Genomic DNA, 26709 nt, shown 5'->3' with positions numbered 1-26709 from the left:
CCCATGGTGGATCCCGCAGTCGATCCGGTGGGAGCGTCCGATCCGATCCAGGCCCCGCGGCGGCTGTCGGCCCTGCGCGGCGAGCTGGCCAACCCGCTCTTCCGCAACGCCTACGCCCTGATGGCCAACGGCGGGCTCACCGGCCTGCTGGGACTGGCCTACTGGACGCTGGGCGCCGTCGCCTACAGCGACGCCGACGTCGGCCGCAACTGGGCCGAGATCCAGGCGATCATGTTCGTCGGCGGCGTCACGATGCTGAACTTCCTGCTCATCCGGTTCATCCCGCAGAGCGCCAGCAAGACGGGGCTGCTGGTCGCCGGCGCCTATGCCCTGGGGGCCGGCGCCGCCGCGCTGCTCGGCCTGGGATTCCTGCTCACCCTCGACTGGTGGGGCCCCTCGTTCCAGCATCTGCACGGGTTCTGGCCGGGGCTGTGGTTCATCGCCATGGCGGTCGCGTGGAACCTGTTCAACCAGCAGGAGGGGGTCTTCACCGGCCTGCGCCGGGCCGGCTGGGTGCCCGTGGTCAACACCGTGTTCGGCGCCACCAAGCTCGTGCTGCTGCTCGTGCTGGCGATGTCCTTCCCGCACGACGGGGTCGTGCTCTCGTGGTTCATCCCGGTCATGGTCGCCCTGGTGCCGGTGAACGCCTTCATCTTCGGGCGGCTCGTCCCCGCGCACGCCCGGCTGAACTCCGGGCGTGGCGACCGGCCCACCTACCGTGACATCTGGCGGTACCTCGGCGGCGGCTACCTCGGCGGCCTCTTCCAGTACGCCGCCATCAGCCTGATCCCGGTGATCGTGGCGGCGCACATCGACTCCACCAGCAACGCCTACTTCCAGATGGCCTGGGCGCTGGGGATGATGCTCGACCTGCTGGCGCTCACGCTGTCGCTGTCGCTGACGGTGGAGGGCTCCTTCGACGCCACCGTGCTGGCCGGGTCCACCCGGGCGGCGCTGCGCCGCACGTACACGCTGCTGATCCCGGTCATCGTGCTGGTGGTGCTGTGCGCTCCGTTCGCGCTGGGGGTGCTCGGTCACGGCTACGCCGCCAAGGGCGCCCCGCTGCTGCAGATCCTGGCGGTGGCGACCCTGCCGAAGGCGCTGATCGAGCTGTACTGCGGCGTGCTGCGGGTCCAGTCCCGGACCCGCCTGATCGCGCTGCTCCAGGGGCTGCGGTTCCTCGGCGTGCTGGCGCTGGTCTTCGCCTTCATCGACCCGTCCCGGCTGATCACGATCGGCTTCATGGTGCTCGGGGTGAACACGGCCGTCGCCGCCTTCATCTATCCGGCGCTGCGCCGGGCCGCGGCGGCGCCCGCTCCCGGCGACGCGGCCGACGGCTCTGTCGACAGCGGGGGCGACGGCTCTGTCGACGGCGGGGGCGACGCCGGTCCGGGCGACGAGATCGAACCGCGGCCTTCCGCGACCGGACCCGAGCGGGATATCACTTGAGCGTGACGGCTCGCGAGGCTGAGAACGTCGAGGCGGTTCCCTCCAGACCGCCCGACCCCGGCCACCACCACCTCCGCCGCAGACCCGTGCTGGGCGTGAGCCTGCTCGTGGCCGTGGGCACCACGCTGTTCTGGGCCCCGCTGGGCGGCGTGCACCTCGACGCCATGAACGGCTACGGGCTGATCGGGGTGCTGCCGGTCCTCACCCTGCTCGGCGCGGTCCTGCTGGTCCTGGCGTTCCTGCTCACCCTCGGCTTCAGCCGGCCGCACCGGATGCTGCTGACCGTGCAGATCCTGGTGCTGCTGTTCTCCCTGCACACCGTGGCCCAGTCGCTCGAGGCGTACGCCCGGTTCCCCACGGCCTGGCAGCACGCCGGGCTGATCGAGTACATCGCCCGCACGCACACCACCGACGCCCTGCTGGACGCGCGCTTCAGCACCCCGGGCTTCTTCGCGTTCATCGCCTTCCTCATGAAGGCCGTCGGGCAGAACGACATCGAGCCGATCCTGCGCTGGGCCCCGCCGCTGACCGAGCTGATGTACCTGGTCCCGTACATGCTCATCCTGCGGGTGCTGCGGGCCACCTGGCGGGCCAAGTGGTTCGCCGCATGGCTGTTCGTGGTGGCCAACTGGGTGGGCCAGGACTACCTGTCGCCGCAGGCGTTCGCGTACCTGCTCTATCTCTACTTCGTGGCGATCCTGGTCAACTGGTTCCGTCACCAGGACGAGTCGACCCGCCGCTCGGGCCGGCGCCGCAGCGCGGAGACCGCCGAGCGCACCGGGGCGTTCTGGCGGATCTACAACGTGCTCTTCGGGCCCAAGGACCCCGGTGAGCTGCCGGTCCCCCGGGTGCCGTTGCGGGAGCGGCGGATCCTGTTCGTCCTGCTCGTGGTGCTGATCGTGGTCGGCACCGCGGACCACCAGCTCACCCCGTTCCTGATGACGGCGGCCAGCTTCGGGCTGGTGGTGGCCCGCCGGTGCAACCTGCGCGGCCTGCCCTTCCTGACCGGGGTCATCTACGCCGCCTGGGTCAGCTTCATGACCGTCGCCTACTGGTCCAGCCGCAAGGGCGAGCTCCTCGGCGGCCTGGGCAAGTTCTGGCAGAACTTCAACCAGAGCGTCGGCGACCGGATCAGCCAGACCAGCCCGGAGACGGCCGAGGTCCAGAAGCTGCGCATCGTCATCGCGCTGGTGCTGATGCTGCTGGCCGGGTTCGGCCTGCTGCGGCGCCGCTGGCGCGGCATCGACGACCGGGTCGCCCTGGTCCTGATGCTGGTGCCGTTCACCACGCTGGGACTGCAGAACTACGGCGGCGAGCTGGCGCTGCGGATCTACTTCTTCATGCTGCCGGCGGCCTGCCTGCTGATCTCGTACTTGTTCTTCCCCGCGGCCTTCGACGCCCCGGCGGTGCGCGACCCGGCCGTGCGCATCCGGCTGGGCTGGCTGCGGGCCGGACGGCGAAGGCACTGGCCGGCCGTCCTGGCCGCCTCGGTGTTCGGGCTGCTGATGACGTTCGGCTTTCTCACCGTGCGGTACGGCAACGAGGCCTACGAGCAGGTGCATCCCAGTGACGTGAAGGCCTTCGACGTCACGCTGCGCCAGACGAAGGGCGCCGTGGGCATCGTCTGGTACAGCGCGGACGACCCGACGGCGGTGGGCGGGGAACCCGTCATGCCGTGGTCCTACCGGAGCTGGGAGCGGTTCACCAGGACCCCGGTGGTGGTGAACCGCAACAATCCGGCGGACATCACCCGGATCCTGACCCTGATGAAGGCCCAGGGGCCGGGCGGCTTCTTCGTCACCACCCGCAGCCACGAGCAGTACCAGCACCTCACCTCCGGCCTGCCGGCCGACTACGGGACCCGGCTGCGGGCCGCGCTGGCCGCCTCCCCCGAGATCAGGGTGGTCTTCGCGGACCGCGACGCCGCCGTCTACGCGCTGCGCAACCCGCCTGCCGAGCCGAACCCGCCCGTGCCGGCGCCCGCCGGGCTGGGACTGCGGTCCTCGCCGTGGACCCCGGCGGGGCTGATCTATCTGCCGGTGCTGCTCGGCGTGCTGATGGCGCGGGAACTGCGCAGGCTGCGGTTCGTCCCCGCCGAGTACCGGCGGCTCCGCCCGCTGACCGTGGTGACCATCCCGCTGTTCATCGGTGTCCTGGCGGTCATCGTCGAGAGATTCGCGAGCATTTCCTGATGACACTGCTGCTGGTGCTGCTCATCTTCGGCCTGCCGGCCTACGCCTTCTGGTCGCTCGTCCCCGGGCTGGACCCGATCGGCCGGCTGGTCGTCGCCAGCGCGGCCAGCCCCGCCCTGGTCAGCGCGGTGGCCGGGGTGATGCTCGTGACGGGACTCTGGTCGCCCGGCTGGGGGCTCGTCGCCGTCTTCGTGGTCTCCGGCCTCATGCTGCTGGCGGCCCTCGTGCACCGGGCCCGCCGCAGGCCCCCCGTACTCCCGGCGGTCGTCCCCCGCCGGCCAGCCCCCTCGATCCCGGCCGTCCCCGCCGCCGGTCCCGAGGAGAACGACGAGTGGATCTTCCACCCCTGACCCGCATCCCGTCCCGGCCACCCGCCGGACCCGCATCCCGTCCCGGCCACCCGCCGAACGACGAGGTCACGTCGGCCGCGACCAAATCAACCGGCCGAGCGGCCCCAGGCCGCGTATCGGTGGTCAGGGCAAATGCGACGGGAAGACAGCACCCCGCCCCCGCAACATAAGGCGCATCAGAAGGCGAAGGGCTGGCGGACCACTCCGTTGTCGAAGTTGGACAGCAGCAGCTCGGGCTCGCCGGTGGCGCGGATCTCCGGGAGCCGGGTGAACAGCTCACGGAACATGATCTTCAGCTCCATGCGGGCGAGGTTCGCGCCCAGGCACAGGTGCGGACCGGGCCCGCCGAAACCCACGTGCGGGTTGGGCGAGCGGGTGATGTCGAACGCGTCCGGGTCGGTGAACACGTCCTCGTCGCGGTTGGCCGCGAGGTAGAACAGCACCACCTTCTCGCCGGCCTTGAAGGTGTGCCCGCCCAGTTCGTGGTCCTCGGTCAGAGTCCGGCGGAACTGGATGATCGGCGAGACGTAGCGGACGATCTCCTCGATCGCGCCGCCGATCCGCGCCTCGTAGTCCGCCAGCAGCAGGGCCCGCTGGTCCGGGTGGTCGGTGAAGAGCTTCAGCCCGTGGGCCAGGGCGTTGCGGGTCGTCTCGTTGCCCGCCACGAGCAGCAGGTCGAAGAAGGAGCCGAGCTCCTTGACCGACAGCCGCTCACCGTCGACGTTGGCGTTGACCAGGGCCGAGACCAGATCGTCTGCGGGCTCCTCCAGCCGGGCCCGGCCGAGCCGGGCGACCAGCCGGTGCAGGTCGACGATGGCCTTGAGGTTGCCCGCCAGCAGCCGCAGCGTGCGAGGGTGCAGCAGCGATCCGCGCACGCCCGAGTACTCCGTCATCGCGTCGATGCGGTCCAGGACGTACGGCCGCAGGTCCTCGGGGACGCCCATCATCGCGCAGATGACGTTGATGGGCAGCCGCGCGGCGACCTGCTCGACGAAGTCGCCGGCACCGGAGGCGAGGACGTCGTCGACGATGCGGGTGGCGGTGACCTGGATGTCCGCCTCGATCTTCGACAGCATCCGGGGGCTGAAGGCACGGGAGACGATGCGCCGCAACCGGGCATGACGCGGATCGTCCATGTTGACCATGGGGGTACCGAACACGGCCGCCAGCCAGGGGGGCGGCTCCGGTGAGGTCGCGGCGGGCTCGCTGCTGAACACCTTGGCGTTGCGGCTCGCGGCCTGCACGTCCGCGTGCCGGACGAGCGCGTAGAAGCCCTTTCCGGCCCGCAGCAGGGGGATCCGCGGCTCGGCGAAGAACACCGGGCCGTCGTGCGCCCGGAGCCGGGCGAAGGCGGCGTGCCGCTCGGCGGGCGTACGGCCCCAGAACTCCATGCTCACGAGGTCGATGTCCGCGAGCGGGGAGTCCGGCGCCACGGTGGATCTCCTCATCTGCCGATCCAGCGGACCTCGTAGGGGCCGAGGTCGAGCTTCTTGCCGTCGACCTCGCTCGTGGCGGGCCCCTCACCGGTGTTGACGGCCAGTATCTGCCGGGGCGACGCCAGCGTCCGCACCGCGGCATTGCTGCTCTTCACGCCTATCAGTTTGGTGCCCGGGGGGAACCATTTGGCGAAGTTCTGCAACATCGTCAGGGTGGGAGTGCCCTTGCCCCCGGACTGGGCGCCGGAGAACAGGCACCCCGTGCAGTCCGTCGCGGTCGTGGTCTGCGGGCTCCAGTAGAGCGCGGTGGCGGCGCCGCCCCTGATGAGCTCCATCATCGCGGCCGCCTGCACGGCGCCGAGGTGCTCGTCGGTCCAGCCCGCGCCCTCCGGCTCGACGTACCACTCCGCCCACCAGATCGGCAGGTCGCCGGCCAGCCCGCGCAACCACCTGGTGACGTCGGAGAACTTGCTGAGCACGGCGAACTCGTCGATCGGGGCGTCGCGCTGCTCGGGCAGTGACCAGCCGTCGACCGCGAGGAAGTCGGCGCCCTTCTTGTTCTTCATCCAGTACCGCACCGCGTCGACGACCCGCGGGTCGAGGCTCCCCCAGCTGCCGCGGACGGCCGACCGCTCGGGGTGGCTCGGGGCGTTGCTGTTCATGACCATGTACGGTCCGCCGACCTTGATGTCGGAGTTCACCTTCTTCAACGCGGTGTAGACCTTGTTGTAGAACGTCGTGAAGTCCTCGTAGGCCCAGCGGTTGCGGCCGTTGTCGAAGAAGCCCTTGAACTCGTTCCAGACGACGAAGTACTTGACGTCCGGATAGCGCGCGGCGACCTTGGCCGCCAGCTGTGCGAAGTCGTCGTAGTGCTGGGGCGAGGGGGCCGTCTCGAGCTTCGACCAGTCGGTCTGCCCCTGCGCGCCGCCCTTCATCCAGTCGGGTGAGCAGCACAGGGTGATCACCGGTGTGCCCTTGGTGTCACGGATCAGCTGGATGCGCTTGTCCAGGCTGGCGAAGTTGAACGAGCCGTTGGCGGGCTCCGGGTTGTCCGTGCCCCAACCCATGATCGACTGCACCTGCACCAACGGCCGGGCGGCGAGGGCCGCGCGCGCCTGGTCGAAGCCCTGCGGCCCGTCCGCGCTGTTCTGGGTGTGTGTGAAGCCCCAGGCCGGCCAGGACTCGGGCGCTCCGCCGGCGACGGTGCCGACCTCCTTGGCGGCGGTGCCCACCGGGACCTTTTCGTCGTCGTCCCCGGTGAGCGCCAGGAAGACGGCCGCGGCGAGGACCCCGGCCAGGCCGCCGATCAGCGCGACGAAGAACAGCGCGCGCCGGCGGCGTTTCCCGTGCCGGCCCTGCCGGGGCGTGAGCATGGTCACGGGGGTAACGCTAGTCCGGCTGGAGCCGTCCACGGAGCCCTCCTGAGAGCGGGTGGCCCGGCCAGGCGGCCGGATCGTGCCACATCCCTTAGAACGCCCCCGGATCGGTGCAAGTTCGGACTTCGAACTTCACGGTTTGCTGTGAACCGCCGGGACCTTACTCCGGCCGACACTGGTCAGTATCCGCAGTAGCAGGGGTATCTATCGTCCCCGCTGTACCCCGGGGCCCGGTCCGCCCCCGTCAGCGGACCGGGACCCGAGGCGTCACATCTGGTCCTCGCGCATCTGACCGACCAGCAGGTGACGGAGGCCGGAGTGATCGTCCGCGGCGACGGTCATCGCATATCCGGCTTGTAGTTGTGCGTCCGACAGGTCCCCGCTGCGTGTGGCGTACCAGCGACCCGCATCGCTGCGCCACACCAGCCAGCCAGGGAACTCGGCCTCGATGGCGGCCTTGAGATCCTCGAAGTCTCCCATCTGGGTAGTCCCTTCCCCGAGGAATGCCTTCTGTATACGAAAGTGATACACAGACAGAGAGACGTCAAGCTGTCCGTAAGCGGACCATCCCCCCGCCGGTAGCCCGAATCGGAGGTGAGGCCCATGCCGGACCGCCCGGCCTACCACCGGATCGCCGACGAACTCAGGGAGGGGATCCGGGACGGCGGCTATCCCCCCGGGTCCAGGCTGCCGACGATGTCCGCGCTGGCCGCCACCCACGGCGTCTCCGAGATCGTGATCCGGCAGGCCATCGCACTGCTGCGCGGAGAGGGCCTGGTGGAGACCCGCCGTGGCGGCGGCACGATCGTCCAGGTCCGTCCACCGGCCCGCCGGGTCGCCATGGACAGATACCGGGTCGAGACGGGACAGGAGCCCGGCGCGGTGTCACCGCCCCCGGCGCCCGCGACCTCCTTCACCCACGACCAGCGGATCACCTGGCAGGAGTACCGGCTGGACCGCGTCTACTCCCGCGTCCGGGCGGCGGAGGAACTGGCGGCGCTCTTCGAACTGCCGGTGGGCACGGTGCTGCTGCGCCGCCGGTTCGTGTTCTACGCTCGCGGGAACCCGCAGCAGATCTCGGTCAACTACCTCCCGTGGGACGTGGTCGCCGACACTCCCGTGGCGGATCCGGCCCGGGAGCCCTGGCCCGGTGGCACACCCGCCCAGCTGGCCTTCCTCGGCCATCCGGCGACGCGCGTGGAGGAGTCCGTGCGGTCGCGGATGCCCACCCCGGAGGAGGCCGAGACGCTCCGGATGGCCCCCGGCGTCCCCGTCTTCGCCATCACCCGGCGGATGCTGTCCGAGGGCCGGGTGCTGGAGGTCTGCCGCGACATCGTCATCCCTGCCGATCGGGTGATCCTCGACTACTCCATCGACCTGTGACCGGCGAGTGATCGGCCCCTGATCCGGACTCTGACCGGACTCTTGCCAAGAACCCGCAAACCGTACGAAGTGAAACCTGCCGCACAGGGGGCACGGCATAGGTTGAACACCTGATCCTGCGACATCCAGCGATTCACGGACGAGGAGGCCCCCGACGCCATGGCACGGGTCACGCGCGAAGAAATCGACCGGCTGGTCGGCGGCGAGCACCACGATCCGCACGCGATCCTGGGCGCCCACCGGGACCGTGACGGCATCACGGTCCGGGCCCTGAGACCGCTGGCCGAGACCGTCGAGGTCGTCCTGCCCGACGGCGGCCGCCACCCCCTGCGGCACGTGCACGCGGGGGTCTTCGCGGGCACCCTGCCGGAGGGCACGCCCCTGGCGGAGGGCGCGCCGGACGCGGCGCCGCTGGCCGTGCCGGACTACCGGCTGGCCGTGACATACGGGGAGGGACCCGAACTCGTCCAGGACGATCCGTACCGCCACCTGCCGACGCTGGGCGAGCTCGACCTGCACCTGATCAGCGAAGGACGGCACGAGGAGCTCTGGCAGGCGCTCGGTGCCCGCGTCCGCACCTACGCGTCCGCGTTCGGGCCGGTCAGCGGGACGGGCTTCGCGGTGTGGGCGCCGAACGCACGCGGCATCCGGGTCATCGGCGACTTCAACCACTGGGACGGCACCGCCCACCCCATGCGGTCGCTCGGGTCCACCGGCGTGTGGGAGCTGTTCGTGCCCGGCGTCGGCGACGGCGTGGCGTACAAGTTCGAGATCCTCGGCGCCGACGGGGTCTGGAGCCGCAAGGCGGATCCGATGGCTCGGGCCACCGAGGTCCCGCCCAAGACCGCCTCGAGGGTGTTCAGCTCCTCGCACCAGTGGGGCGACGCCGAATGGATGGACGCGCGCAAGGGCCGCTCGTGGGTGGAGGAGCCCATGAGCGTGTACGAGGTGCACCTGGGCTCGTGGCGGCAGGGCCTCGGCTACCGGGAGCTGGCCGAGGAGCTGGTCGGCTACGTGACCGATCTCGGCTTCACCCATGTGGAGTTCCTGCCGGTCGCCGAGCACCCGTACGGGCCGTCCTGGGGCTACCAGGTCACCTCCTACTACGCCCCCACGTCGCGGTTCGGCAGTCCCGACGACTTCCGGTATCTGATCGACCGGCTACACCAGGCCGGCATCGCCGTGATCGTCGACTGGGTGCCCGCGCACTTCCCCAAGGACGAGTGGGCGCTGGCGCGCTTCGACGGCACGCCGCTCTACGAGCACGCCGATCCGCTGCGCGGCGAGCATCCCGACTGGGGCACCTACGTCTTCGACTTCGGGCGCTCGGAGGTGCGCAACTTCCTGGTCGCCAACGCCTCGTACTGGCTGGAGGAGTTCCACATCGACGGGCTGCGGGTGGACGCCGTCGCCTCGATGCTCTACCTCGACTACTCCCGCGAGGAGGGCTCGTGGACGCCCAACGTCTACGGCGGCCGGGAGAACCTGGAGGCGATCTCGTTCCTGCAGGAGATGAACGCCACCTGCTACAAGCGCTCGCCCGGGATCATGACGATCGCCGAGGAGTCCACCGCCTGGCCCGGCGTCTCCCGCCCGACCCATCTGGGCGGTCTCGGCTTCGGCTTCAAGTGGAACATGGGCTGGATGCACGACACGCTCGGCTATCTGGAGCACGAGCCGATCTTCCGCAACTACCACCACGGGGAGATCACCTTCTCGCTGGTCTACGCGTTCTCCGAGAACTACGTGCTGCCGCTGTCCCATGACGAGGTGGTGCACCTCAAGGGGTCGCTGCTGGGGAAGATGCCCGGCGACACCTGGCAGAAGTTCGCCAACCTGCGCACCCTGCTCGCCTACATGTGGGCGCATCCGGGCAAGCAGCTGCTGTTCATGGGCGGTGAGTTCGGCCAGGGCGGCGAATGGGCCGAGGAGCGGTCGCTGGACTGGTGGCTGCTCGACGACTCCTATCACTCCGGCGTGCAGGGCCTGGTCCGCGACCTCAACCGGGCCTACCGGTCGACGCCCGCGCTGTGGACCCGCGACAACGACCCCGAGGGCTTCCGCTGGATCGACGCCAACGACGCCGCCGGCAACGTGCTCTCCTTCCTGCGGTACGGCTCGGACGGCTCCGTGCTCGCCTGCGTCACCAACTTCGCCGGTCAGCCCCACGAGGACTACCGGGTCGGCCTTCCCTCCTCCGGCCGGTGGCGCGAGATCCTCAACACCGACGCCTTCGAGTACGGCGGCAGCGGGGTCGGCAACCTCGGCCAGGTCGAAGCGCTGGACGAGCCCTGGCACGGCCAGCCCGCCTCGGCGGTCCTGCGGGTGCCGCCGCTGGGCGCCGTCTGGCTGGTGCCCGAGTAGGGCCGGCTCGAGACTCCTGCACGACCGGGCGGCGGCCATCCCCCGCCGCCCGGCCACCGCCCGGCCCACCACCACCCGGCCACCACCGCCCGGCCCACCACCGCCCGGCCACCGCCGCCGGGTCGTTCCCCCGGCGCCCGGCCGGCGGTGGCCGTCGGCTCCTGCCCTCAGCGGAGGAACCGCCGCAGGGCCCGGGTGAGGTCGCCCGGGTCCTGCTCGGGCAGCCAGCCCGGCCCGAGCGCGAGACGGGCGAGCCGTTCGGCGATCTGCGCGGGCTGGAACACCGAACCGCGCTCATCGTGGTCCGCGCCCCAGACGAACCAGAAGAACTGCGCGAACACCTGCACCCGGCGGCGCCGGGCGTACCGGTCGTACACCTCCAGGCAGGCCCGCCCCTCCTCGTCGCGGATCGGGGTCACCGTCACCCCGAGCCCCTCCAGATGCCGGTGGAGCTCGGCCAGGCAGGTCTCGATCTGTCGCCGTGCTTCGGCCTCGGACATCGCTGCTCACCTCGGTTCACACGCACCCCCGGACTCTGTGTAGTCGTATGACTACTCAACGTACGATATGCAGGTGCAGGCGCGATATGCAACTGCATCTCGGAACCCCGCGGGAAAGCCCTTGCCGCCGCCGCGCCCGCTCAGCACACTGGCCGTACGACACGGAAGGTGAGCAGGCGATGACGGAACAGAGCCCGACGGTGCGCAAGCTGCGGCTCGGGATCGAGCTGCGCCGGCTCCGCAACCGGTCGGGTCACACGATGCTGGAGGCCGCCGACCAGGTCGCCCGCACGGACTCGACGATCAGCAGGATGGAGACCGGCCAGGTCTCGGTCAGCCAGCGGGTGCTGGAGAAGCTCCTGGAGCTGTACCAGGCCTCCGCCGACGAGCGTCAGGCCCTGCGCGTCCTCGCCAAGGAGGCCCGCCGGCGCAACTGGTGGCACGCCCATGCCGACTCGATGCTCCCGGGCTTCGACGTCTACCTCGGCATGGAGGCCGAGGCCACGACCCAGTGGCTGTACGAGCCGGCGGCCGTGCACGGCCTGCTGCAGACCGAGGAGTACGCCCGGGCGATGGTGCGGGCCGAGCCGTCACCGCCGTCCGAGCGGGAGGCCGCCGGCCGGGTCGCCGTCCGGATGGAGCGCCAGCGGCGGCTGCGCGACGGCACCGGAGCGCGGCTGTCGTTCGTGCTACACGAAGCCGTCCTGCACCACCAGGTGGGCGGCCCCGGCACGATGAGCCGCCAGCTGACGCACCTGCTGGCGGTCTCCCGCGAGCGGAACGTGTCCGTACAGGTGCTGCCGTTCACCGCGGGAGCCCATCCGGCGATGCAGGCGGGCGGCTTCGCGGTCCTGTCCATCCCGATCGGCGGAGACCTCACCTACGACCTCGCCTACCTGGAGCATCGGACCGGCGGCCTCTGCCTGGACAGGCCGGCCGACGTCGAGGACCACAAACGGGCGTTCGAGCATCTGCGTGCCCGGGCACTCGGCCACGACGAGTCCCGGAACCTGGTCAGGCGGGTCGCGACCACCATGGCCGGGGACGACAGGGGCACGGACGACGGGGGGACCCGGGAGTGACCGGTGCCGAACGCCCCCGCGCTGGCTGGCGCAGGTCACGGCGAAGCGGTGGAAACGGCGGTTCCTGCGTCGAGGTGGCCGCGCTGGGGCGCGTGATCGCCGTCCGCGACAGCAAGGACCCCTGCGGCCCCGTGCTCACCTTCGGCCGCCCGGCCTGGAGCCGCTTCCTCGCCGGCCTCCGCCGGGCCGGGCCCCTCGGCTCAGGCGGTGCAGCCCGGCCGGTCCCGGTCTGCTCGGATGGTCCCGGTCGACCCGGCGGGGTCCGGTCAGCTCAGGCGGTACCGGTCAGCTGAGGCGGTCCAGCAGCCAGCCGGGGCCGGTGACCTTGGCCCCCTCGGCCTCGGAGCGGGCCCGCAGCTCCCGGTCGGCGGTCACGACCAGATAGGTGGTGTCCGGTTCCCGCTCGGCGACCAGCTCGACGATCGCGTCGTCGCCGCTGCCCTTGGCCGGGACAACCCGTACCGCCTCGGTGCCGGGAACGTGCCGGGCGGCGCCCTCCACGACCAGTACGACCTCGGGAAACGCCCGGTCGGCCGCGGGGACGCCCGCGGGCAGCCCGGTGACCCCGGAGCCGACCAGCGGGGCGAGCCGGTCGCGCAGCCGCTCGGCGGCGCCGGCGCGGTCACGCCACCAGCCGTCAGGGCGTGAGCCCATGACGTTCGCCGCGTCTACCACCAGCACCAGCCGGGACATCGTGGTCCTGATTCTAGGCCAGGTGGCCTTGAAGGGCGCGAACAGCTTCAGCCCGGCGACCTGGGCGGCGGGCACCCAGGCGGCGTCGCGGGTCTCCATCGAGGCGGGCCCGACGTCCGGGCGGCTCGCCATGGAGGCGACCACGGTGGTGAACCCCCAGCCGCCGCCGTGATCGTCGACGGTGAAGCCATGGATCCGCAGGGCCGTCACGTCGAGGGTGCACTCCTCCGCGGTCTCCCGGAGCGCGGCCGTCACCGGGTCCTCTCCACTGTGCCTGCCGCCGCCGAACATCCCCCAGGTGCCCCCGCCGTTGCACCACCAGGCCCGCTGCTGGAGCAGGACGTACGGTTCACCGGCGGTCTCGCGGTGGAAGACCAGCAGCCCGGCGGCGCCGTACCGCCCCCAGTGCACGTGGCCGAGGTCGCAGCGCGCCCAGCCGTCGCCGTCACCCATGGGACCAGACCCTAGTGGCTCCGCGATCGGCCGCGGCCGTCATCTTCCGGCCACCTCCGGGCCGTCTTCCGGCCACCCTCCGGCCGTCTTCCCGGCCGCCGCCCGGGGATGTGGGCGGTCCGGGACCGGCGAACGACCTTGCGGGGGGCATTTCGACCGGCCGATTCAGTACGGTAGAGAGCGCCGTCGGGGGGTGGCGCAGCTTGAGTCTGAGGAGACCCGTCATGTCCGTGCTTCCGCTGGAGCCCCAGGACCCCCGCAGGCTCGGGCGGTTCCGGATCACCGCTCGGCTCGGCGAGGGCGGCCAGGGCATCGTCTACCTCGGCGTGGACCCCGCCAACGGCGACCAGCAGGTCGCCGTCAAGGTGCTCAAGACCGCCTCCGACCCGGAGGCGCGCAAGCGGCTGAAGAAGGAGATGGCCGCCGCCCAGCAGGTGGACGAGTTCTGCACCGCGCAGGTGCTGGACGGCTCGGTCGACGGCCCGCAGCCGTTCGTGGTCAGCGAGTACGTCGAGGGTCCCTCACTCTACGACCGGGTGCAGGACAGGGGCCCGCTGACCGGAGGGCGGCTCTACCGGCTGGCGGTCGGCACCGCGACGGCCCTCACCGCGATCCACGCCGCCGGCGTGGTGCACCGCGATCTGAAGCCCTCCAACGTGCTGCTGGGCCCGGACGGGCCCGTGGTGGTCGACTTCGGGATCGCCCGGCAGGCCGACTCCGACACCATCACCGGCCAGCTGATCGGTACCCCCTCGTACATGGCTCCCGAGCAGCTGGACGGCAAGCCCGCCTCGCGGGCCTCCGACGTGTTCGCGTGGGCCGGCACCATGGTGTTCGCCGCCACCGGGCGGACCCCGTTCGGCCACGGCCAGAACCTCTCCTCGATCATCGCCGCCATCGTCACCCGGGAACCCGATCTGACCGGGGTGCCGGACAAGCTGCTCACGGTCATCCGGACCTGCCTGGACAAGGACCCGGCCAACCGGCCGACCGCCCGCGCGCTGCTGGACCGGCTGCTCGATCCCTCCGTGGGGCTGGGCCAGGAGGAGGCCGTCGCGCAGGTGGCCCAGGCCGCCCAGAACGCGCTCAACCTGCCGGGCGCCGGGCGGGACGTCACCCAGGTCCCCCAGGAGAGCGACCCTCCCGTCCCGGTGCCGGACTCCGCGCCGCCGGACCAGCCGGTGGACCAGGACCGGCTGCCGTACGCGCCGCCGGTCGGCGCCTTCCCGTACCAGCAGGAGCCCGCTCCGTCCTACCCGCCGGTGAGCGTGCCTCCGCCGGCTCCCCCGCCCGGCCCGCAGGTCCCCTGGAACCAGGGGCTGCTGCGCCCGCAGGGTGTCGATCAGCTCGATGAGACCCGCCCGCCGCGGCGACCGGACGAGCGGCAGGAACGACAGGAACGGCAGGAGGGCGCCGAAGGCGGCAGCCGGTGGGGTGTCATGCTGATGGTGCTGACCCTGCTGGTCGCGGCCGGAATCGGCGGCTGGTACTTCTTCGGCAAGGGCGGCGGCGCGGGCGGTGGGGGGACCGGCGACGGTGTCCCGGCCGCCTACGCGGGCACGTGGACGGGCCAGGTCACCGGCGGGGCGATCAACCGGTCCAGCCAGAACGTCAAGATCGTATTGACCAAGGGGTCCTCGGCGGGCACCTTCTCCACCGGCGCCTGCACCGGGGATCTGAACTTCAGCAGCGACACCGGCTCCGGCATCAACCTGAACCTCGCCGGTGAGACCCAGTGCCCCACCGGCACGGTGACCCTGCAGAGCAACGCCGACGGCACCCTCGCCTACCGGCTCGCCGGGAGCGGCGAGACCTACAGCGGCACCCTCCGCAAGAGCTGACCCGGGCGCAGGGCCGGACATGCGTCGCACGCCCGAAGGCGCGGGGCACGGCCGGGCCCGCGGAGCACGGCCGGAGCCCGGGGCGGGCGGGGCGCGCGTGACGAAGGGCACACCGGGTGCGCCATGAACGGCGTTTACCCTTCGAGGGGAGCAGCCCCGAGCGAGGAGCGTCAGTGAGCGTCGAGCAGGATCTGCAGGACCTGGATCCGGATCTGTGGAACACCCTGAGCGGGGCCGAGCTGATCCGGGCGATCGGGGACGGCCGGTTCCCCGAGATGTCCCATGTGGCGACGCACGTGGGGCAGGTGATCGCGGGGGCCGAGCCGGGGCGGGTGGAGATCTCCTGGACGCCGACCGAGGAGCTCTGCAACCCGGGCGGCACCGTGCACGGCGGCTACATCGCGCTGATCCTGGACAACGCGGTCTGCCTGGCGGGGGCCAGCACCTGCGAGGTGTTCATGCCGATGCTGACCCTCAGCCTGAGCGTCGACTACGTGCGTCCGGTGCGGGCCGGCCAGACCCATACGGTCGTCGGCGTCTGCGTGCATCCGGGCCGTACCCGGATGCTGTGCAACGCCACGGTCACCGACGCGGCCGGAAAACTGGTCGCGCAGGCCACCGCCAGTGTGACGGCGAATCAGGCTTTCGCCCGCCGCTGATGTGCCGGATGACGGAATAGGCTGTTGCGCATGGTGGATCTGGATCCCGGCAAAGTCGTTCACTTCTTCCAGGACGCGCGCGATCGGCGCACCGCCCCTCTGATCCTCGAGCTCGACCTCACCGAGGGGCTGGTCGAAGGCGCTCCCCCGGACCCGCTGGCGGCGCTGCTGAGCATGCGCAAACCGCATCTGCGCGATGTGCTCGACGGGCTGCGCCGGGCCCGCGGCGACACGCGGGTCAAGGCCCTGGTCGTCAAGGTCGGCAGCGGGGTCGGACTGGCCAAGGCCCAGGAGTTGCGCGCGGCCGTCCAGGCGTTCCGGGAGTCCGGCAAGCTCACCGTGGCCTGGGCCGAGACGTTCGGCGAGACCGGGCTCGGTACGGTCCCGTACTACCTGGCGTCCGCGTTCGAGCGGGTGTACGTACAGCCGTCCGGCGACGTGGGGCTCACCGGTGTCTCACTGGAGGAGCCGTTCTTCAAGGGCGCGCTGGACAAGCTGGGCGTCACGCCCCGCTTCATCAAGCGCCACGAGTACAAGACGGCGCCCAACAGCTTCACCGAGACCTCCTACACCCCTGAGCACGCGGAGAGCTCGGCCCGCCTGGTGGCCTCGATCGGCGAGCAGATCGTCGCCGGGGTGGCCGAGTCCCGCAACCTGACCGAGGACAAGGTCCGTGAGCTGATCGACCGCGGCCCGCTGCTCGGCCCGGAGGCGCTCGAGGAGGGGCTGGTCGACCGGCTCGGCTACCGCGACGAGGTCTACGCCGACATCCGGCGCGAGGTGGGCGAGAAGGCGCTGCTGCGCTACGTCTCCCGCTACAACCGCACCCACGGCCTGGTGGAGCGGCTGCCGCACGCCACCCGGCCGGACGTCGTCGCCCTCGTCCAGGGGCACGGGCCGATCCGGCTCGGGCGCAGCGGCCGCAGCCCGCTGCCCGGCCAGAGCAGCGCGATCGGCTCCGACACGATGGCCGCGGCCATCCGTTCGGCCGCCAAGGACGACAAGGTCAAGGCGATCGTGTTCCGGGTGGACAGCCCCGGCGGGTCGTACGTCGCCTCGGACGCCATCTGGCGCGAGGTCGTACGGGCCCGCGAGGCCGGCAAGCCGGTGATCGTCTCCATGGGCGACGTGGCCGCCTCCGGCGGATACTTCGTCGCGATGGCGGCCGATGTGATCGTCGCCCAGCCGGGCACGCTGACCGGCTCGATCGGTGTGTTCGTCGGCAAGCCGGTGATCAGCGACCTGCTGTCCCGGATCGGGGTGGAGATGGGCAGCGTCGAGAGCGGCGCGCATGCCCGGATGTTCACCACCACCCGCGACTTCACCTCCGGCGAGCTGGAGCGGCTCAACCTCTTCATGGACCGGATCTACGACGACTTCACGGCCAAGGCCGCACAGGGCCGCGGCCTGTCCCAGGACCGCGTCCACGAGCTGGCCCGCGGCAGGGTGTGGACGGGCGCGGACGCCAAGGACAACGGCCTGGTGGACGAGCTGGGCGGGCTGGAGCTGGCGGTCGCGCTGGCCCGCAAGAGGGCCGGCCTGGCGGCCGACGCCCCGGTCCGCTCCTATCCGCACAGCTCTCCGCTGGAGCGCCTGCGACCCGCCGAGTCCAGCGAGGACCGCACGGCCGCCCGCGCCCGGCTGGAGGCGTGGGGCCCGATCTCCGGGCTGGCCGCGCGGCTGGGCCTGCCCTCCGCAGGCCCGCTGATGCTGCCCGGCGACTGGACCATCCGCTGAATCCACAGGAGTTCACCGACGCCCTCGCGGGCTTCGCGACCGGGGTGGTCGTGGTGACGGTACGCGACGGCCGCGACGACATCGGCACCACCGTCACCGCCTTCATGTCGGTGTCGGTGGAGCCCCCGATGGTCGCCGTCGCCGTGGACGCGGAGTCCTATCTCGGCGAGGTGCTGCACCGGCAGGACCACTGGGCGGCCACCGTGCTCTCCGCCCGCCAGCGCGCGCTGGCGGGCCGCTTCGCCGCGCAGGGGCGGCCGAGCGCCCGGCTGCTGATCGCCAACGAGGCCCACCACCGGGGCCCGCTCAGCGGCGCCCTGATCGTGGACGGCGGGCTGACCGCGCTGGAGTGCCGCACCCGGCAGCGCGTCCCGGCCGGGGATCATGTGCTGTTCCTCGCCGACGTGCCGGCCATCGACTACATCTCGGGCGGCGAGCCGCTCGTCCGGGTCAACCGCCGCTACCTGTGAGACGAGCGCCCGCGCGGCGAGGCCGGGCGCACCGGCGCCTGCCGGGGTACCCGCGGCAGGCCGGCGCCCGGGGCCCTTGCGGCCCCGGGCGGCCGTGCTCTCCTGCCGCTCGAGTTCTGTTCGAGTTCTGCCTGAGCCCTACTTGATCTCACCCGGGAGGCGTTCCAGCAGGCTGCGCAGGTCGTCGGCGTGCTCCTCCTCCTGGGCGAGGAGCTGCTCGAAGACCCTCCGCGTGGTGGGGTCGCCCTCACCCAGCCACTGCACGATCTCGGTGTACGAGGCGATCGCGACCCGCTCGGCGATCAGATCTTCCTTGATCATCTCGATGAGGTCGGTGCTCGCGTCGTACTCGGCGTGCGATCTGGTGGAGAGCGTGTCCGGGTCGAAATCCGGCTCGCCGCCGAGCTGCACGATGCGCTCGGCCAGCAGGTCGGCGTGCTGCTGTTCCTCCGCGGCGTGCTCGAGGAACTCCGCCGCCACCGTGCCCGCGTGGATGCCGGACGCGGTGTAGTAGTGCCGCTTGTAGCGCAGCACGCAGACGATCTCGGTCGCCAAGGCCTCGTTGAGCACCTGGATGACCCTCGGCAGATCAGCGCCGTACGCCGCCGTTACGGGACCCTTGTCGATCTCCATCCGGGCCCGCTCACGGAGCGTCTTGATATCGGTCAGGAACTCGGCCATCATTCTCTCCCTCGTGATGCCAACGAGATTCCTTCTACCCGGCTGAGCGTATCCATACCTGCCAGGACGAACCGCGCCGGATCACATCGGATCGGCCCTGCCGGTGCCGGGCGGTCCGGCACCGGCCTGGCCTGCGGGTGCGGCCCCGGTGATCAGTGGACGCGGGTACCGGCCTTCCAGACGGCCGCCACCTGCGGCACTCCCGGGCGGTAGGCCAGATGGACGTACGACGGCGCGTCCAGGGCGAGCACGTCCGCCTGGGCGCCGACGCCCAGATGCCCTACGTCCCCGCGGCGCAGTGCGCGGGCGCCGCCCGCGGTCGCCGCCCAGACCGCCTCGGCCGGGGTCATGAACATGTCGCGGACGGCCACCGCGATGCAGAAGGCCATGCTGGAGGTGTAGGAGGACCCGGGGTTGCAGTCGGTGGCCAGCGCCACCGTGGCCCCGGCCTCCAGCAGCCGCCGCGCGTCCGGGTAGGGCTGGCGGGTGGAGAACTCCACTCCGGGCAGCAGGGTGGCCACCGTGGCGGAGCCGGCCAGCGCCGCCACGTCCTCGTAGGACAGGTAGGTGCAGTGGTCCGCCGAGGCCGCGCCGTAGGCGACCGCGATCTGGACCCCCGGGCCGTGGCCGAGCTGGTTGGCGTGCAGCCGCGGGGTGAGCCCGCTCTTCACCCCCGCCTCCAGGATGGCCCTGGTCTGCTCGGCGTCGAAGGCGCCGCTCTCGCAGAAGACGTCGATCCACCGGGCGTGCGGCGCGCAGGCGGCCAGCATGTCCCCGATCACCAGCGAGACGTAGGAGTCCGGGTCGTGGGCGTACTCGCCGGGGACCACGTGAGCACCCAGGAAGGTGACCTCGTCGGCGATCTCCGCGGCGATGCGAAGGGCCCGCTCCTCGTCCGCGACCGTCAGCCCGTACCCGGACTTGCACTCGACGGTCGTCGTGCCCTGCCGCCCCATCTCCTCGACCAGCCGCCGGACGTTGGCGCGCAACTGCCCGTCGGTGGCCGCCCGGGTGGCCGCCACGGTCGTGCGGATGCCGCCCGCGCCGTACGGCTGCCCGGCCATCCGAGCGGCGAACTCCGCGGCCCGCTCCCCAGCGAAGACCAGATGGCCGTGCGAGTCGACGAAGCCCGGCAGCACCGCACGGCCGGCCGCGTCGTAGGCGTGGTCGGCCGCCGGCGCCTGCGCGGAGCCGCCCACCCAGGCGACCCGGCCGGACTGCACGACCAGGGCGGCGTCGTGCAGCAGCCCGAGCGGCCCCTCCCCCAGCCCGGGATCGTTGGTGACCAGCTCCCCGATGTTCCTGATCAGCAGGCTCACGAGCCGCTCTCCCCAGATCGCGGCTCGGCCACCGGTGAGCCGGGCCTATGTGCGGACATGCGTGCGGACTTGCGTGCGGACTTGCCCGCGGACATGCCTGCGGGCTTGCGCGCGGAACGGCGCCCCTCACTCATGTGGTACCCCCGTCACGGCGTCGATCGCGGCCGTCAGGGCCCGGGGGACGTCGTCGATCAGCAGATGACGTCCGTCGCGGACGATCTGGCGACCAGAAACCACAACATTCTGGACATCCGCCGCGGTGGCGGCGAAGACCGCCGACTCGGCGGCGAACGCCGGCTTGGTCCCCGCGAGCCGTACCGAGTCCAGCGACACGGTGACCAGATCGGCGTAGGAGCCCGGTTCGAGCCGGCCGGCCTCGGGCCAGCCCAGGGCGTAGTGGCCGTTGGAGGTGGCGGCGGCCAGCAGTTCGCCCGCGTGCCAGTGGCCGCGCCGGCGGGTCAGCAGCCGCTCGTCCAGCTCCACGGCCCTGGCCTCCTCGAACAGGTCGATCACCGCGTGCTGGTCGGAGCCCAGGCAGATGGGCGCCCCCGCGTCCCTCAGCCGGGCGGCCGGCCCGATGCCGTCGGCGAGGTCGCGCTCGGTGGTCGGGCACATGCAGACGCCGGTCATGGTGGCGCCGAGCAGCCCGATGTCCTCGCCGGAGAGGTGGGTCGCGTGCACGGCGACCGTCCGGGCACCGAGCGCCCCGCTCTCGGCGAGCAGCCGGGTCGGGGTCATCCCGTACGCCTGCAGGCAGTCGTCGTTCTCGGCCGGCTGCTCGGACAGGTGCACGTGCAGCGGTGCGTCGTGCTCCACCGCCCAGCCGCCGACGGCGTGGATCTGCTCACGCGGTACGGCGCGCACCGAGTGGATCGCCGCCCCGATCCGGGCGTGCGGAGTGCCTGCCTTGTGGACGTGGTCGTAGAGCGCGTCCAGGCGCCGTGCCCAGCCGCCCGCCGAGCCGTCCCCGAACCGCAGCTGCGGGCCCTCGAGGGGCCGTCCGATGCCACCGGCGAGATAGCAGGCGTCCAGCAGGGTGATCCTGATCCCGGCGTCGGCGGCGGCCGCGAGCAGCGCCTCGCCCATGGCGTTCGGGTTCCCGTAGGGCACGCCGTCCGGCCCGTGATGGAGGTAGTGGAACTCGCCCACGCAGCTGATCCCGGCCAGCGCCATCTCGGCGTACACGGCCCGGGCCAGGGCGTGGTAGGAGTCCGGATCGAGCCGGGCGGCCACCCGGTACATCTGCTCGCGCCAGGTCCAGAAGGTCCCGCTGCCCACCTGGGCCCGGCCGCGCAGGGTCCGGTGGAAGGCGTGCGAGTGGGCGTCGGCCAGGCCGGGCAGGGTCAGCCCGGGAAGCCTGACGGCCCCCTCGGGAGCCGGCACACCGGCGGCCACGGCCGTGAACCGCTCGCCGCTCGCCTCCAGGAGCACATCGGCGGCGACTTCATCGCCCAGCCAGGCAAGCTCGGCGTGCCACTTCATATCACCCATAATGCGCCTGTTCCTGGCCTTGGTCGCAGGCCAGATCCTCCAGTACGGCCGCCAGCGCCTCGACGCCCGCGAGGCAGTCCGCCATCTCCGCGTACTCCTCCGGCGCGTGGGACACCCCGGTGGGGTTCCGGACGAACAGCATCGCGGTGGGGAGGTGGGCGGACAGGATGCCGGCGTCATGGCCCGCCCCGGTCGGCAGCACCGGCGGGCGGTCCGATCCGGCCGTGCCGTTCGACCCGGCCGTGCCGTTCGGTCCGGCCGTGCCGTTCGGTCCGGCCGGTCCGGCCGATCCGAGCACGCCGGCGATCCGGTCGCGCAGGGCGGTGTTGAAGGCCACCACGGCGGTGTAGGACTCCTCGCCGAGCCGCACCGTGACGCCGTGGTCCCCGGCGGCCAGCTCGGCGGCCCGGGCGATCTCCTCGACCGTGCCGCGCACGGCCCGGTCGTCCGGGCCCCGGGCGTCCAGCCAGGCGGTCACGCTGGAGGGGATCGCGTTGACCCCGCCGGGGACCACCGTGACCTTGCCGACGGTGGCCAGGCTGTCATGGCGTTCGGCGGCGGCCCGGGCGGCCAGCACCGTGTGGGCGAACGGCAGCATCGGGTCGCGCCGGTCGGCGAGCCGGGTCGTACCCGCGTGGTTGCCCTGCCCGCCGAAGTCGAACCGCCACCGGCCGTGCGGCCAGATCGCGCTCGCCACCCCCACCGGGGCGTCCATGGCCCGGCCCTGCTCGACATGCAGCTCCACGAAACACCCGATGCGGCTCAGCAGATCCTCGTCCCTGCCGATCGCCGCCGGGTCGGGCCCGCCGGCCGGCAGACCGGATCCGGCCGCCCACCCGCCGTCGTCACGGGCCAGTGCCTCGCCGAAGCCGATCCCGTCGGCGTCCCGCAGGTCACGGGCCCGCCGCGGGTCGATCGTGCCGGTCAGCAGCCGGGAGCCGAGACAGGCCACCCCGAACCGGGCGCCCTCCTCCTCGGCGAACACGGCGATCCCGATCGGGCGCACGGGCCGTACGCCCCGGGCGCGCATCAGGTCCACCGCCGCCAGCGCGCTCACCACGCCGAGCGGGCCGTCGAACGCTCCCCCGCCCGGGACCGAGTCCAGATGACTGCCCGTGACGACCCCGGCCCGGACTCCGTCCGCGCCCGCGGCCCGCGGGGCGGCGCCGGCCGGATACCACCAGGCGAAGAGGTTGCCGTTGCGGTCCTGCTCGATCTCCAGACCCCGGGCGGCCGCCTCACCCAGGAACCAGGCACGGCATTCCAGCTCGGCCGGCGTCCAGGCGAACCGGTGGTAGCCACCGGTGGCCGCGTCCCGCCCGATCGGCAGCAGCGCCGCCCACATCTTCTCGAAAGTCATCTCTCCCCAGAGTGTTCGGCATGGTGCCCGGTCAGACCCGGCTCCGGCGCGGCGGCTCAGCTGTGCTCCCTGCATACCATTTGCCCTGACCACATGGACGCGGCCGAAGCCGCAGGACCACAAGATCGCAGACCTCAGCGTCCACCGTCGCCCCTCGCCTTCGCTCCTCGCCTTCGCCTTCGCCCCTCCGTGATCACGCAATCGTTCGACGAACGATTGCATGATCACGGAGAGGTTCCGTGCGGGCAGTGGGGCCATCAGCCCCTGGCCACCCGGACGCGGGTCGCGGGCAATCGGGTCGCGGGCCGTCAGGTCGCGGGTCGTCGCGCGCAATCAGGTCGCGGGCCATCGGGTCAGGGCCACCTGGTCGCGGCAGCGGGTCGCTGATCGCGAGTCGCAAGCCGCGAGCCCAGGGCTGCGGGGTGCGGGGTGCGGGTGGCGCGGGGCCGCGTATGGGTGGTCAGGGCAAATGTGCGGCGGCACTCATCCCCCCTCCGCCATGGGGATGCGGACACCGCGCTCGGCGGCGACCTCGGCGGCGCGGTCGTAGCCGGCGTCGACGTGCCGGATGACGCCCATTCCCGGGTCGTTGGTGAGGACCCGGTTGAGCTTCTCCCCGGCCAGCGCGGTGCCGTCGGCGACACAGACCTGGCCGGCGTGGATGGACCGGCCGATCCCGACTCCCCCGCCGTGGTGGATCGACACCCAGGAGGCGCCGGAGGCGGTGTTGACCAGGGCGTTGAGCAGCGGCCAGTCGGCGATGGCGTCGGAGCCGTCGGCCATGCCCTCGGTCTCGCGGTACGGGCTCGCCACGCTGCCGCAGTCGAGGTGGTCACGGCCCAGCACGATCGGTGCGCTGATCTCGCCGCGCGCCACCAGGTCGTTGAAGAGCTCGCCGGCCTTGTCCCGCTCGCCGTACCCCAGCCAGCAGATCCGCGACGGCAGCCCCTGGAAGTGCACCTTCTCGCGGGCCATCCGGATCCACCGGGCGAGCGGCTGGTTGTCGGGGAAGAGGTCGAGGATGGCCTGGTCGGTGCGGGCGATGTCCTGCGGATCGCCGGACAGGGCCGCCCACCGGAACGGTCCCCTGCCCTCGGCGAACAGCGGCCTGATGTAGGCGGGCACGAAGCCGGGGAACTCGAACGCGCGTGCGTAGCCGGCCAGTTCCGCCTCGCCGCGGATCGAGTTGCCGTAGTCGAAGACCTCGGCGCCGCCGTCCTGGAAGCCGACCATGGCCTCGACGTGGACGGCCATGGATTCGCGGGCCCGCACCGTGAGCCCCGCGGGGTCCTTCTCCCGCGCGGCGGCCAGATCCTCGAAGGCCAGCCCCTTCGGGAGGTACATCAGCGGGTCGTGCGCGGAGGTCTGGTCGGTGACGATGTCGATCGGCGCGCCACGGCGCAGCAGCTCCGGTACGACGTCGGCGGCGTTGCCGAGGAGCCCGATCGACAGCGGCCTGCGGGCGGCCTTCGCCTCCTCGGCCAGTCGCAGGGCCTCGTCCAGCGAGTCGACCCGTACGTCGCAGTAGCGGTGCTCGACCCGCCGGTCGATCCTGGACGGGTCGCACTCGACGACGATCACGACCCCGCCGTTCATGGTGACGGCCAGCGGCTGCGCGCCGCCCATCCCGCCGAGCCCGGCGGTGAGGGTGATGGTCCCGGCGAGCGAGCCGCCGAACCTCTTCGCGGCCACGGCGGCGAAGGTCTCGTAGGTGCCCTGCAGGATGCCCTGGGTACCGATGTAGATCCACGAACCGGCGGTCATCTGGCCGTACATGGTCAGGCCGAGCGCCTCCAGCCGCCGGAACTCCTCCCAGTTCGCCCACTGCGGCACCAGGTTGGAGTTGGCGATCAGGACCCGGGGGGCCCATTCGTGGGTACGGAAGATGCCGACCGGCTTGCCGGACTGGACCAGCAGGGTCTCGTCGGCCTCCAGATCGCGCAGGGACCGCACGATGCCGTCGAAGGACGCCCAGTTGCGGGCGGCCTTGCCGGAACCCCCGTAGACGATCAGCTCGTCGGGGTGTTCGGCGACCTCGGGGTCGAGGTTGTTCATGAGCATGCGCAGGGCGCCCTCCTGCTGCCACCCCTTGGTGGTGAGCCGGGAGCCGCGCGGGGCGCGTACGGGACGGGGACCTTGAGACGTCATCTTCGCTCCTGAAGAGGTAGGCGCTCCTACGGCGGAAGCCCGGTCATGGCAGGCGGGTCATGGCAGGCGGGTCATGGCGGGGGGCCGGTCGGGGCGGGGCGGGTCATAGCAGGGGGCCGGTCACGGATTCGGCGGCGGCCACCAGCGAGCCGTCGCGGACGAGCTCGACCGCGGCGGCGATCTCCGGGGCGAGGAACCTGTCGGGCCCCGGGCCGGCGACCCGGGAGCGCAGTGCGGCGACCACGGCGCCGGTCGCGGGCCCGGGGCGCAGCGGGGCGCGCATGTCCAGCGCCCGGGCGGCCGTCAGGATCTCGATGGCCAGCACCTGGGTCAGTCCGTCGACGGCCCAGCGCAGCTTGCGGGCCGCGCTCCAGCCCATGGAGACGTGGTCCTCCTGCATGGCCGAGCTGGGGATGGAGTCGACGCTGGCCGGGGTGGCGAGCCGCTTGAGCTCCGACACCAGCCCGGCCTGGGTGTACTGCGCGATCATGTGCCCGGAGTCGACCCCGGGATCGTCGGCCAGGAAGGGCGGGAGCCCGTGCGAGCGGGCCTTGTCGAGCATCCGGTCGCTGCGCCGCTCCGACATGGACGCCACGTCGGCCACCGGGATGGCCAGGAAGTCCAGGACGTAGCCCACGGGTGCGCCGTGGAAGTTGCCGTTGGACTCCACCCGCCCGTCTCCCAGGACCACCGGGTTGTCCACCGCGCTGGCCAGCTCCCGGCCGGCCACCAGCTGGGCGTGCGCCAGGGTGTCCCGGGCGGCGCCGCTGACCTGCGGCGAGCAGCGCAGGGAGTACGCGTCCTGGACCCGGGTGCAGTCGGGTCCGCGGTGCGACTCCATGATCGCCGAGTCGTCGAGCAGCGCCCGGAGGTTGGCGGCGCTCGCGGCCTGCCCGGGGTGCGGTCGCAGCTCCTGCAGGTCGGCGGCGAAGACCCGGTCGGTGCCGAGCAGCGCCTCGACGCTCATGGCGGTGGCGACGTCGGCGACCTTGAGCAGCTCGCGCAGGTCGGCCATGGCCAGCACCAGCATGCCCAGCATGCCGTCGGTGCCGTTGATCAGCGCCAGTCCCTCCTTGGCGGCAAGCGTGACCGGCTCGATGCCCGCGGCCGCCAGGGCCTGGGCGGCGGGCATCAGGTCACCGGCCGCGTCCCGCACGGGCCCCTCGCCCAGCAGCGCCAGCGCGCAGTGGGCGAGCGGCGCGAGGTCACCGGAGCAGCCCAGGCTGCCGTACTCGTGCACCACCGGGGTGATGCCGGCGTTGAGCAGGGCCGCGAGGGTCATCGCCGTGGCGGGATTGATCCCGGTATGCCCGGTGGCGAGCGTGCGCAGCCGCAGCAGCATCAGCGCGCGGACCACCTCCCGCTCGACCTCGGGACCGCTGCCCGCGGCGTGCGAGCGGATCAGCGACACCTGAAGCTTCGCCCGCAACGCGGGGTCGATGTGCCGGGTCGCGAGCGCGCCGAAGCCGGTCGAGATGCCGTAGACCGGGGTAGCCTGCCGCGCCAGCTCCTCGATGTACGACCGCGACCGGGTCATCGCCGCCAGTGCCGCGTCGGTCAGCCCGATCTTCGCGCCGTCCCGGGCCACCGCCACCACCTGCTCGAGGGTCAGCGGCTCCGGGCCGACCTCGACCAGCGGCCCTTCCCGACCGGACACGGCTGCGTCCCCCATAAGGATCTCCATACCCGCCATTGGAACCCGGCAGGCCGCCCCCGCGGACCGGC

The 26709-nt window shown here is 72.1% G+C and carries 22 protein-coding genes; 11 read left to right on the top strand and 11 right to left on the bottom strand.

Features of this window, described 5'->3' with window-relative positions; all coding sequences use genetic code 11:
• Positions 1-3 precede the first annotated feature (3 nt).
• From ACRYCC_RS14090 to ACRYCC_RS14080, 3 genes are read left to right on the top strand one after another with little or no spacing between them, the layout of a single operon-like run.
• A complete protein-coding gene (locus ACRYCC_RS14090) occupies positions 4-1449 on the top strand; it encodes a polysaccharide biosynthesis protein (RefSeq protein WP_433812016.1) in 1446 nt (481 codons plus the stop codon).
• A 2-nt stretch (positions 1450-1451) separates the two neighbouring features.
• Positions 1452-3641, top strand: a complete 2190-nt coding sequence (locus ACRYCC_RS14085; protein ID WP_433812015.1) for a type 2 periplasmic-binding domain-containing protein — start codon at positions 1452-1454, stop codon at positions 3639-3641.
• Positions 3641-3991, top strand: a complete 351-nt coding sequence (locus ACRYCC_RS14080) for a hypothetical protein (protein ID WP_433812013.1) — start codon at positions 3641-3643, stop codon at positions 3989-3991. Before ACRYCC_RS14085 ends, ACRYCC_RS14080 begins: the two co-directional genes overlap by 1 nt.
• A 176-nt stretch (positions 3992-4167) precedes the next feature.
• Here ACRYCC_RS14080 and ACRYCC_RS14075 read toward each other — a convergent pair whose 3' ends face one another.
• The 3 genes from ACRYCC_RS14075 to ACRYCC_RS14065 all read right to left on the bottom strand — a co-directional run bounded on the left by ACRYCC_RS14075 (position 4168) and on the right by ACRYCC_RS14065 (position 7283).
• Positions 4168-5439 carry a cytochrome P450 gene (locus ACRYCC_RS14075; RefSeq protein ID WP_433812011.1) on the bottom strand — a complete coding sequence of 424 codons (1272 nt, stop codon included), beginning with the start codon at positions 5437-5439 and terminating at the stop codon, positions 4168-4170.
• Entirely contained in the window at positions 5436-6800 is a 1365-nt protein-coding gene (locus ACRYCC_RS14070; RefSeq protein WP_433812186.1) for a GH39 family glycosyl hydrolase, read from the bottom strand. Before ACRYCC_RS14070 ends, ACRYCC_RS14075 begins: the two co-directional genes overlap by 4 nt.
• Positions 6801-7070: 270 nt before the next feature.
• A complete protein-coding gene (locus ACRYCC_RS14065; RefSeq protein WP_433812009.1) occupies positions 7071-7283 on the bottom strand; it encodes a hypothetical protein in 213 nt (70 codons plus the stop codon).
• 123 nt (positions 7284-7406) lie between these two features.
• Between ACRYCC_RS14065 and ACRYCC_RS14060 the strand changes: the two genes are divergently transcribed.
• Together ACRYCC_RS14060 and glgB are read left to right on the top strand one after the other, a co-directional pair.
• The gene (locus tag ACRYCC_RS14060; protein ID WP_433812007.1) at positions 7407-8186 is read left to right on the top strand and encodes a GntR family transcriptional regulator; all 780 of its coding nucleotides are present in this window, start codon (positions 7407-7409) and stop codon (positions 8184-8186) included.
• A 159-nt stretch (positions 8187-8345) separates the two neighbouring features.
• Complete coding sequence (gene glgB / locus ACRYCC_RS14055; protein ID WP_433812005.1) at positions 8346-10550, top strand: 1,4-alpha-glucan branching protein GlgB; 2205 nt, start codon at positions 8346-8348, stop codon at positions 10548-10550.
• 167 nt (positions 10551-10717) lie between these two features.
• Here glgB and ACRYCC_RS14050 read toward each other — a convergent pair whose 3' ends face one another.
• Positions 10718-11050 carry a hypothetical protein gene (locus ACRYCC_RS14050; protein ID WP_433812003.1) on the bottom strand — a complete coding sequence of 111 codons (333 nt, stop codon included), beginning with the start codon at positions 11048-11050 and terminating at the stop codon, positions 10718-10720.
• Between the two features lie 179 nt (positions 11051-11229).
• Here ACRYCC_RS14050 and ACRYCC_RS14045 point away from each other — a divergent pair, with 179 nt between their 5' ends.
• Together ACRYCC_RS14045 and ACRYCC_RS14040 are read left to right on the top strand one after the other, a co-directional pair.
• Complete coding sequence (locus ACRYCC_RS14045) at positions 11230-12132, top strand: helix-turn-helix domain-containing protein (protein ID WP_433812002.1); 903 nt, start codon at positions 11230-11232, stop codon at positions 12130-12132.
• Entirely contained in the window at positions 12129-12425 is a 297-nt protein-coding gene (locus ACRYCC_RS14040) for a DUF397 domain-containing protein (protein ID WP_433812000.1), read from the top strand. The genes ACRYCC_RS14045 and ACRYCC_RS14040 overlap by 4 nt, the downstream gene beginning before the upstream one ends.
• Here ACRYCC_RS14040 and ACRYCC_RS14035 read toward each other — a convergent pair.
• Positions 12418-13278: an NUDIX domain-containing protein gene (locus ACRYCC_RS14035; protein WP_433811999.1), complete on the bottom strand. Its 861-nt coding sequence runs from the start codon at positions 13276-13278 to the stop codon at positions 12418-12420. The genes ACRYCC_RS14040 and ACRYCC_RS14035 overlap by 8 nt on opposite strands.
• Before the next feature lie 224 nt (positions 13279-13502).
• Between ACRYCC_RS14035 and ACRYCC_RS14030 the strand changes: the two genes are divergently transcribed.
• The 4 genes from ACRYCC_RS14030 (at position 13503) to ACRYCC_RS14015 (ending at position 17985) form a co-directional block, all read left to right on the top strand.
• Complete coding sequence (locus ACRYCC_RS14030; protein ID WP_433811997.1) at positions 13503-15119, top strand: serine/threonine-protein kinase; 1617 nt, start codon at positions 13503-13505, stop codon at positions 15117-15119.
• A 173-nt stretch (positions 15120-15292) separates the two neighbouring features.
• A complete protein-coding gene (locus tag ACRYCC_RS14025; protein ID WP_433811995.1) occupies positions 15293-15778 on the top strand; it encodes a PaaI family thioesterase in 486 nt (161 codons plus the stop codon).
• Positions 15779-15808: 30 nt separating this feature from the next.
• Positions 15809-17515: a signal peptide peptidase SppA gene (gene sppA, locus ACRYCC_RS14020; protein WP_433811993.1), complete on the top strand. Its 1707-nt coding sequence runs from the start codon at positions 15809-15811 to the stop codon at positions 17513-17515.
• The gene (locus ACRYCC_RS14015) at positions 17500-17985 is read left to right on the top strand and encodes a flavin reductase family protein (protein ID WP_433812184.1); all 486 of its coding nucleotides are present in this window, start codon (positions 17500-17502) and stop codon (positions 17983-17985) included. Before sppA ends, ACRYCC_RS14015 begins: the two co-directional genes overlap by 16 nt.
• Positions 17986-18123: 138 nt before the next feature.
• Here ACRYCC_RS14015 and ACRYCC_RS14010 read toward each other — a convergent pair whose 3' ends face one another.
• From ACRYCC_RS14010 to hutH, 6 genes are all read right to left on the bottom strand, one after another.
• The gene (locus ACRYCC_RS14010; protein ID WP_433811991.1) at positions 18124-18666 is read right to left on the bottom strand and encodes a ferritin-like domain-containing protein; all 543 of its coding nucleotides are present in this window, start codon (positions 18664-18666) and stop codon (positions 18124-18126) included.
• A gap of 152 nt (positions 18667-18818) precedes the next feature.
• Positions 18819-19985, bottom strand: a complete 1167-nt coding sequence (gene hutI / locus ACRYCC_RS14005) for an imidazolonepropionase (protein WP_433811989.1) — start codon at positions 19983-19985, stop codon at positions 18819-18821.
• Positions 19986-20111: 126 nt separating this feature from the next.
• Entirely contained in the window at positions 20112-21467 is a 1356-nt protein-coding gene (locus ACRYCC_RS14000) for a formimidoylglutamate deiminase (RefSeq protein WP_433811987.1), read from the bottom strand.
• A 1-nt stretch (position 21468) separates the two neighbouring features.
• Positions 21469-22836, bottom strand: coding sequence for an allantoate amidohydrolase (locus ACRYCC_RS13995; protein ID WP_433811985.1), 1368 nt, complete (start codon positions 22834-22836; stop codon positions 21469-21471).
• A gap of 483 nt (positions 22837-23319) precedes the next feature.
• Positions 23320-24984, bottom strand: coding sequence for a urocanate hydratase (hutU, locus tag ACRYCC_RS13990; RefSeq protein WP_433811983.1), 1665 nt, complete (start codon positions 24982-24984; stop codon positions 23320-23322).
• A 103-nt stretch (positions 24985-25087) separates the two neighbouring features.
• Entirely contained in the window at positions 25088-26641 is a 1554-nt protein-coding gene (gene hutH / locus ACRYCC_RS13985) for a histidine ammonia-lyase (RefSeq protein WP_433811981.1), read from the bottom strand.
• Between the last annotated feature and the right edge of the window lie 68 nt (positions 26642-26709).

It is taken from the genome of Actinomadura scrupuli, from assembly GCF_050971785.1.
GTDB classification, from domain to species: domain Bacteria; phylum Actinomycetota; class Actinomycetes; order Streptosporangiales; family Streptosporangiaceae; genus Actinomadura_E; species Actinomadura_E scrupuli.
This window is presented reverse-complemented; position numbering and strand designations above follow the sequence as displayed.

What these genes read in the sequence shown, in the direction of transcription:
- ACRYCC_RS14090 (WP_433812016.1), top strand. Translation starts at nt 4, where the DNA reads ATGGTGGATCCCGCAGTCGATCCGGTGGGAGCGTCCGATCCGATCCAG.
- ACRYCC_RS14080 (WP_433812013.1), top strand. Translation starts at nt 3,641, where the DNA reads ATGACACTGCTGCTGGTGCTGCTCATCTTCGGCCTGCCGGCCTACGCC.
- ACRYCC_RS14075 (WP_433812011.1), bottom strand. Translation starts at nt 5,439, where the DNA reads ATGAGGAGATCCACCGTGGCGCCGGACTCCCCGCTCGCGGACATCGAC.
- ACRYCC_RS14070 (WP_433812186.1), bottom strand. Translation starts at nt 6,800, where the DNA reads ATGCTCACGCCCCGGCAGGGCCGGCACGGGAAACGCCGCCGGCGCGCG.
- ACRYCC_RS14065 (WP_433812009.1), bottom strand. Translation starts at nt 7,283, where the DNA reads ATGGGAGACTTCGAGGATCTCAAGGCCGCCATCGAGGCCGAGTTCCCT.
- ACRYCC_RS14060 (WP_433812007.1), top strand. Translation starts at nt 7,407, where the DNA reads ATGCCGGACCGCCCGGCCTACCACCGGATCGCCGACGAACTCAGGGAG.
- glgB (WP_433812005.1), top strand. Translation starts at nt 8,346, where the DNA reads ATGGCACGGGTCACGCGCGAAGAAATCGACCGGCTGGTCGGCGGCGAG.
- ACRYCC_RS14050 (WP_433812003.1), bottom strand. Translation starts at nt 11,050, where the DNA reads ATGTCCGAGGCCGAAGCACGGCGACAGATCGAGACCTGCCTGGCCGAG.
- ACRYCC_RS14045 (WP_433812002.1), top strand. Translation starts at nt 11,230, where the DNA reads ATGACGGAACAGAGCCCGACGGTGCGCAAGCTGCGGCTCGGGATCGAG.
- ACRYCC_RS14035 (WP_433811999.1), bottom strand. Translation starts at nt 13,278, where the DNA reads ATGGGTGACGGCGACGGCTGGGCGCGCTGCGACCTCGGCCACGTGCAC.
- ACRYCC_RS14030 (WP_433811997.1), top strand. Translation starts at nt 13,503, where the DNA reads ATGTCCGTGCTTCCGCTGGAGCCCCAGGACCCCCGCAGGCTCGGGCGG.
- sppA (WP_433811993.1), top strand. Translation starts at nt 15,809, where the DNA reads ATGGTGGATCTGGATCCCGGCAAAGTCGTTCACTTCTTCCAGGACGCG.
- ACRYCC_RS14010 (WP_433811991.1), bottom strand. Translation starts at nt 18,666, where the DNA reads ATGGCCGAGTTCCTGACCGATATCAAGACGCTCCGTGAGCGGGCCCGG.
- ACRYCC_RS14000 (WP_433811987.1), bottom strand. Translation starts at nt 21,467, where the DNA reads ATGAAGTGGCACGCCGAGCTTGCCTGGCTGGGCGATGAAGTCGCCGCC.
- ACRYCC_RS13995 (WP_433811985.1), bottom strand. Translation starts at nt 22,836, where the DNA reads ATGACTTTCGAGAAGATGTGGGCGGCGCTGCTGCCGATCGGGCGGGAC.
- hutU (WP_433811983.1), bottom strand. Translation starts at nt 24,984, where the DNA reads ATGACGTCTCAAGGTCCCCGTCCCGTACGCGCCCCGCGCGGCTCCCGG.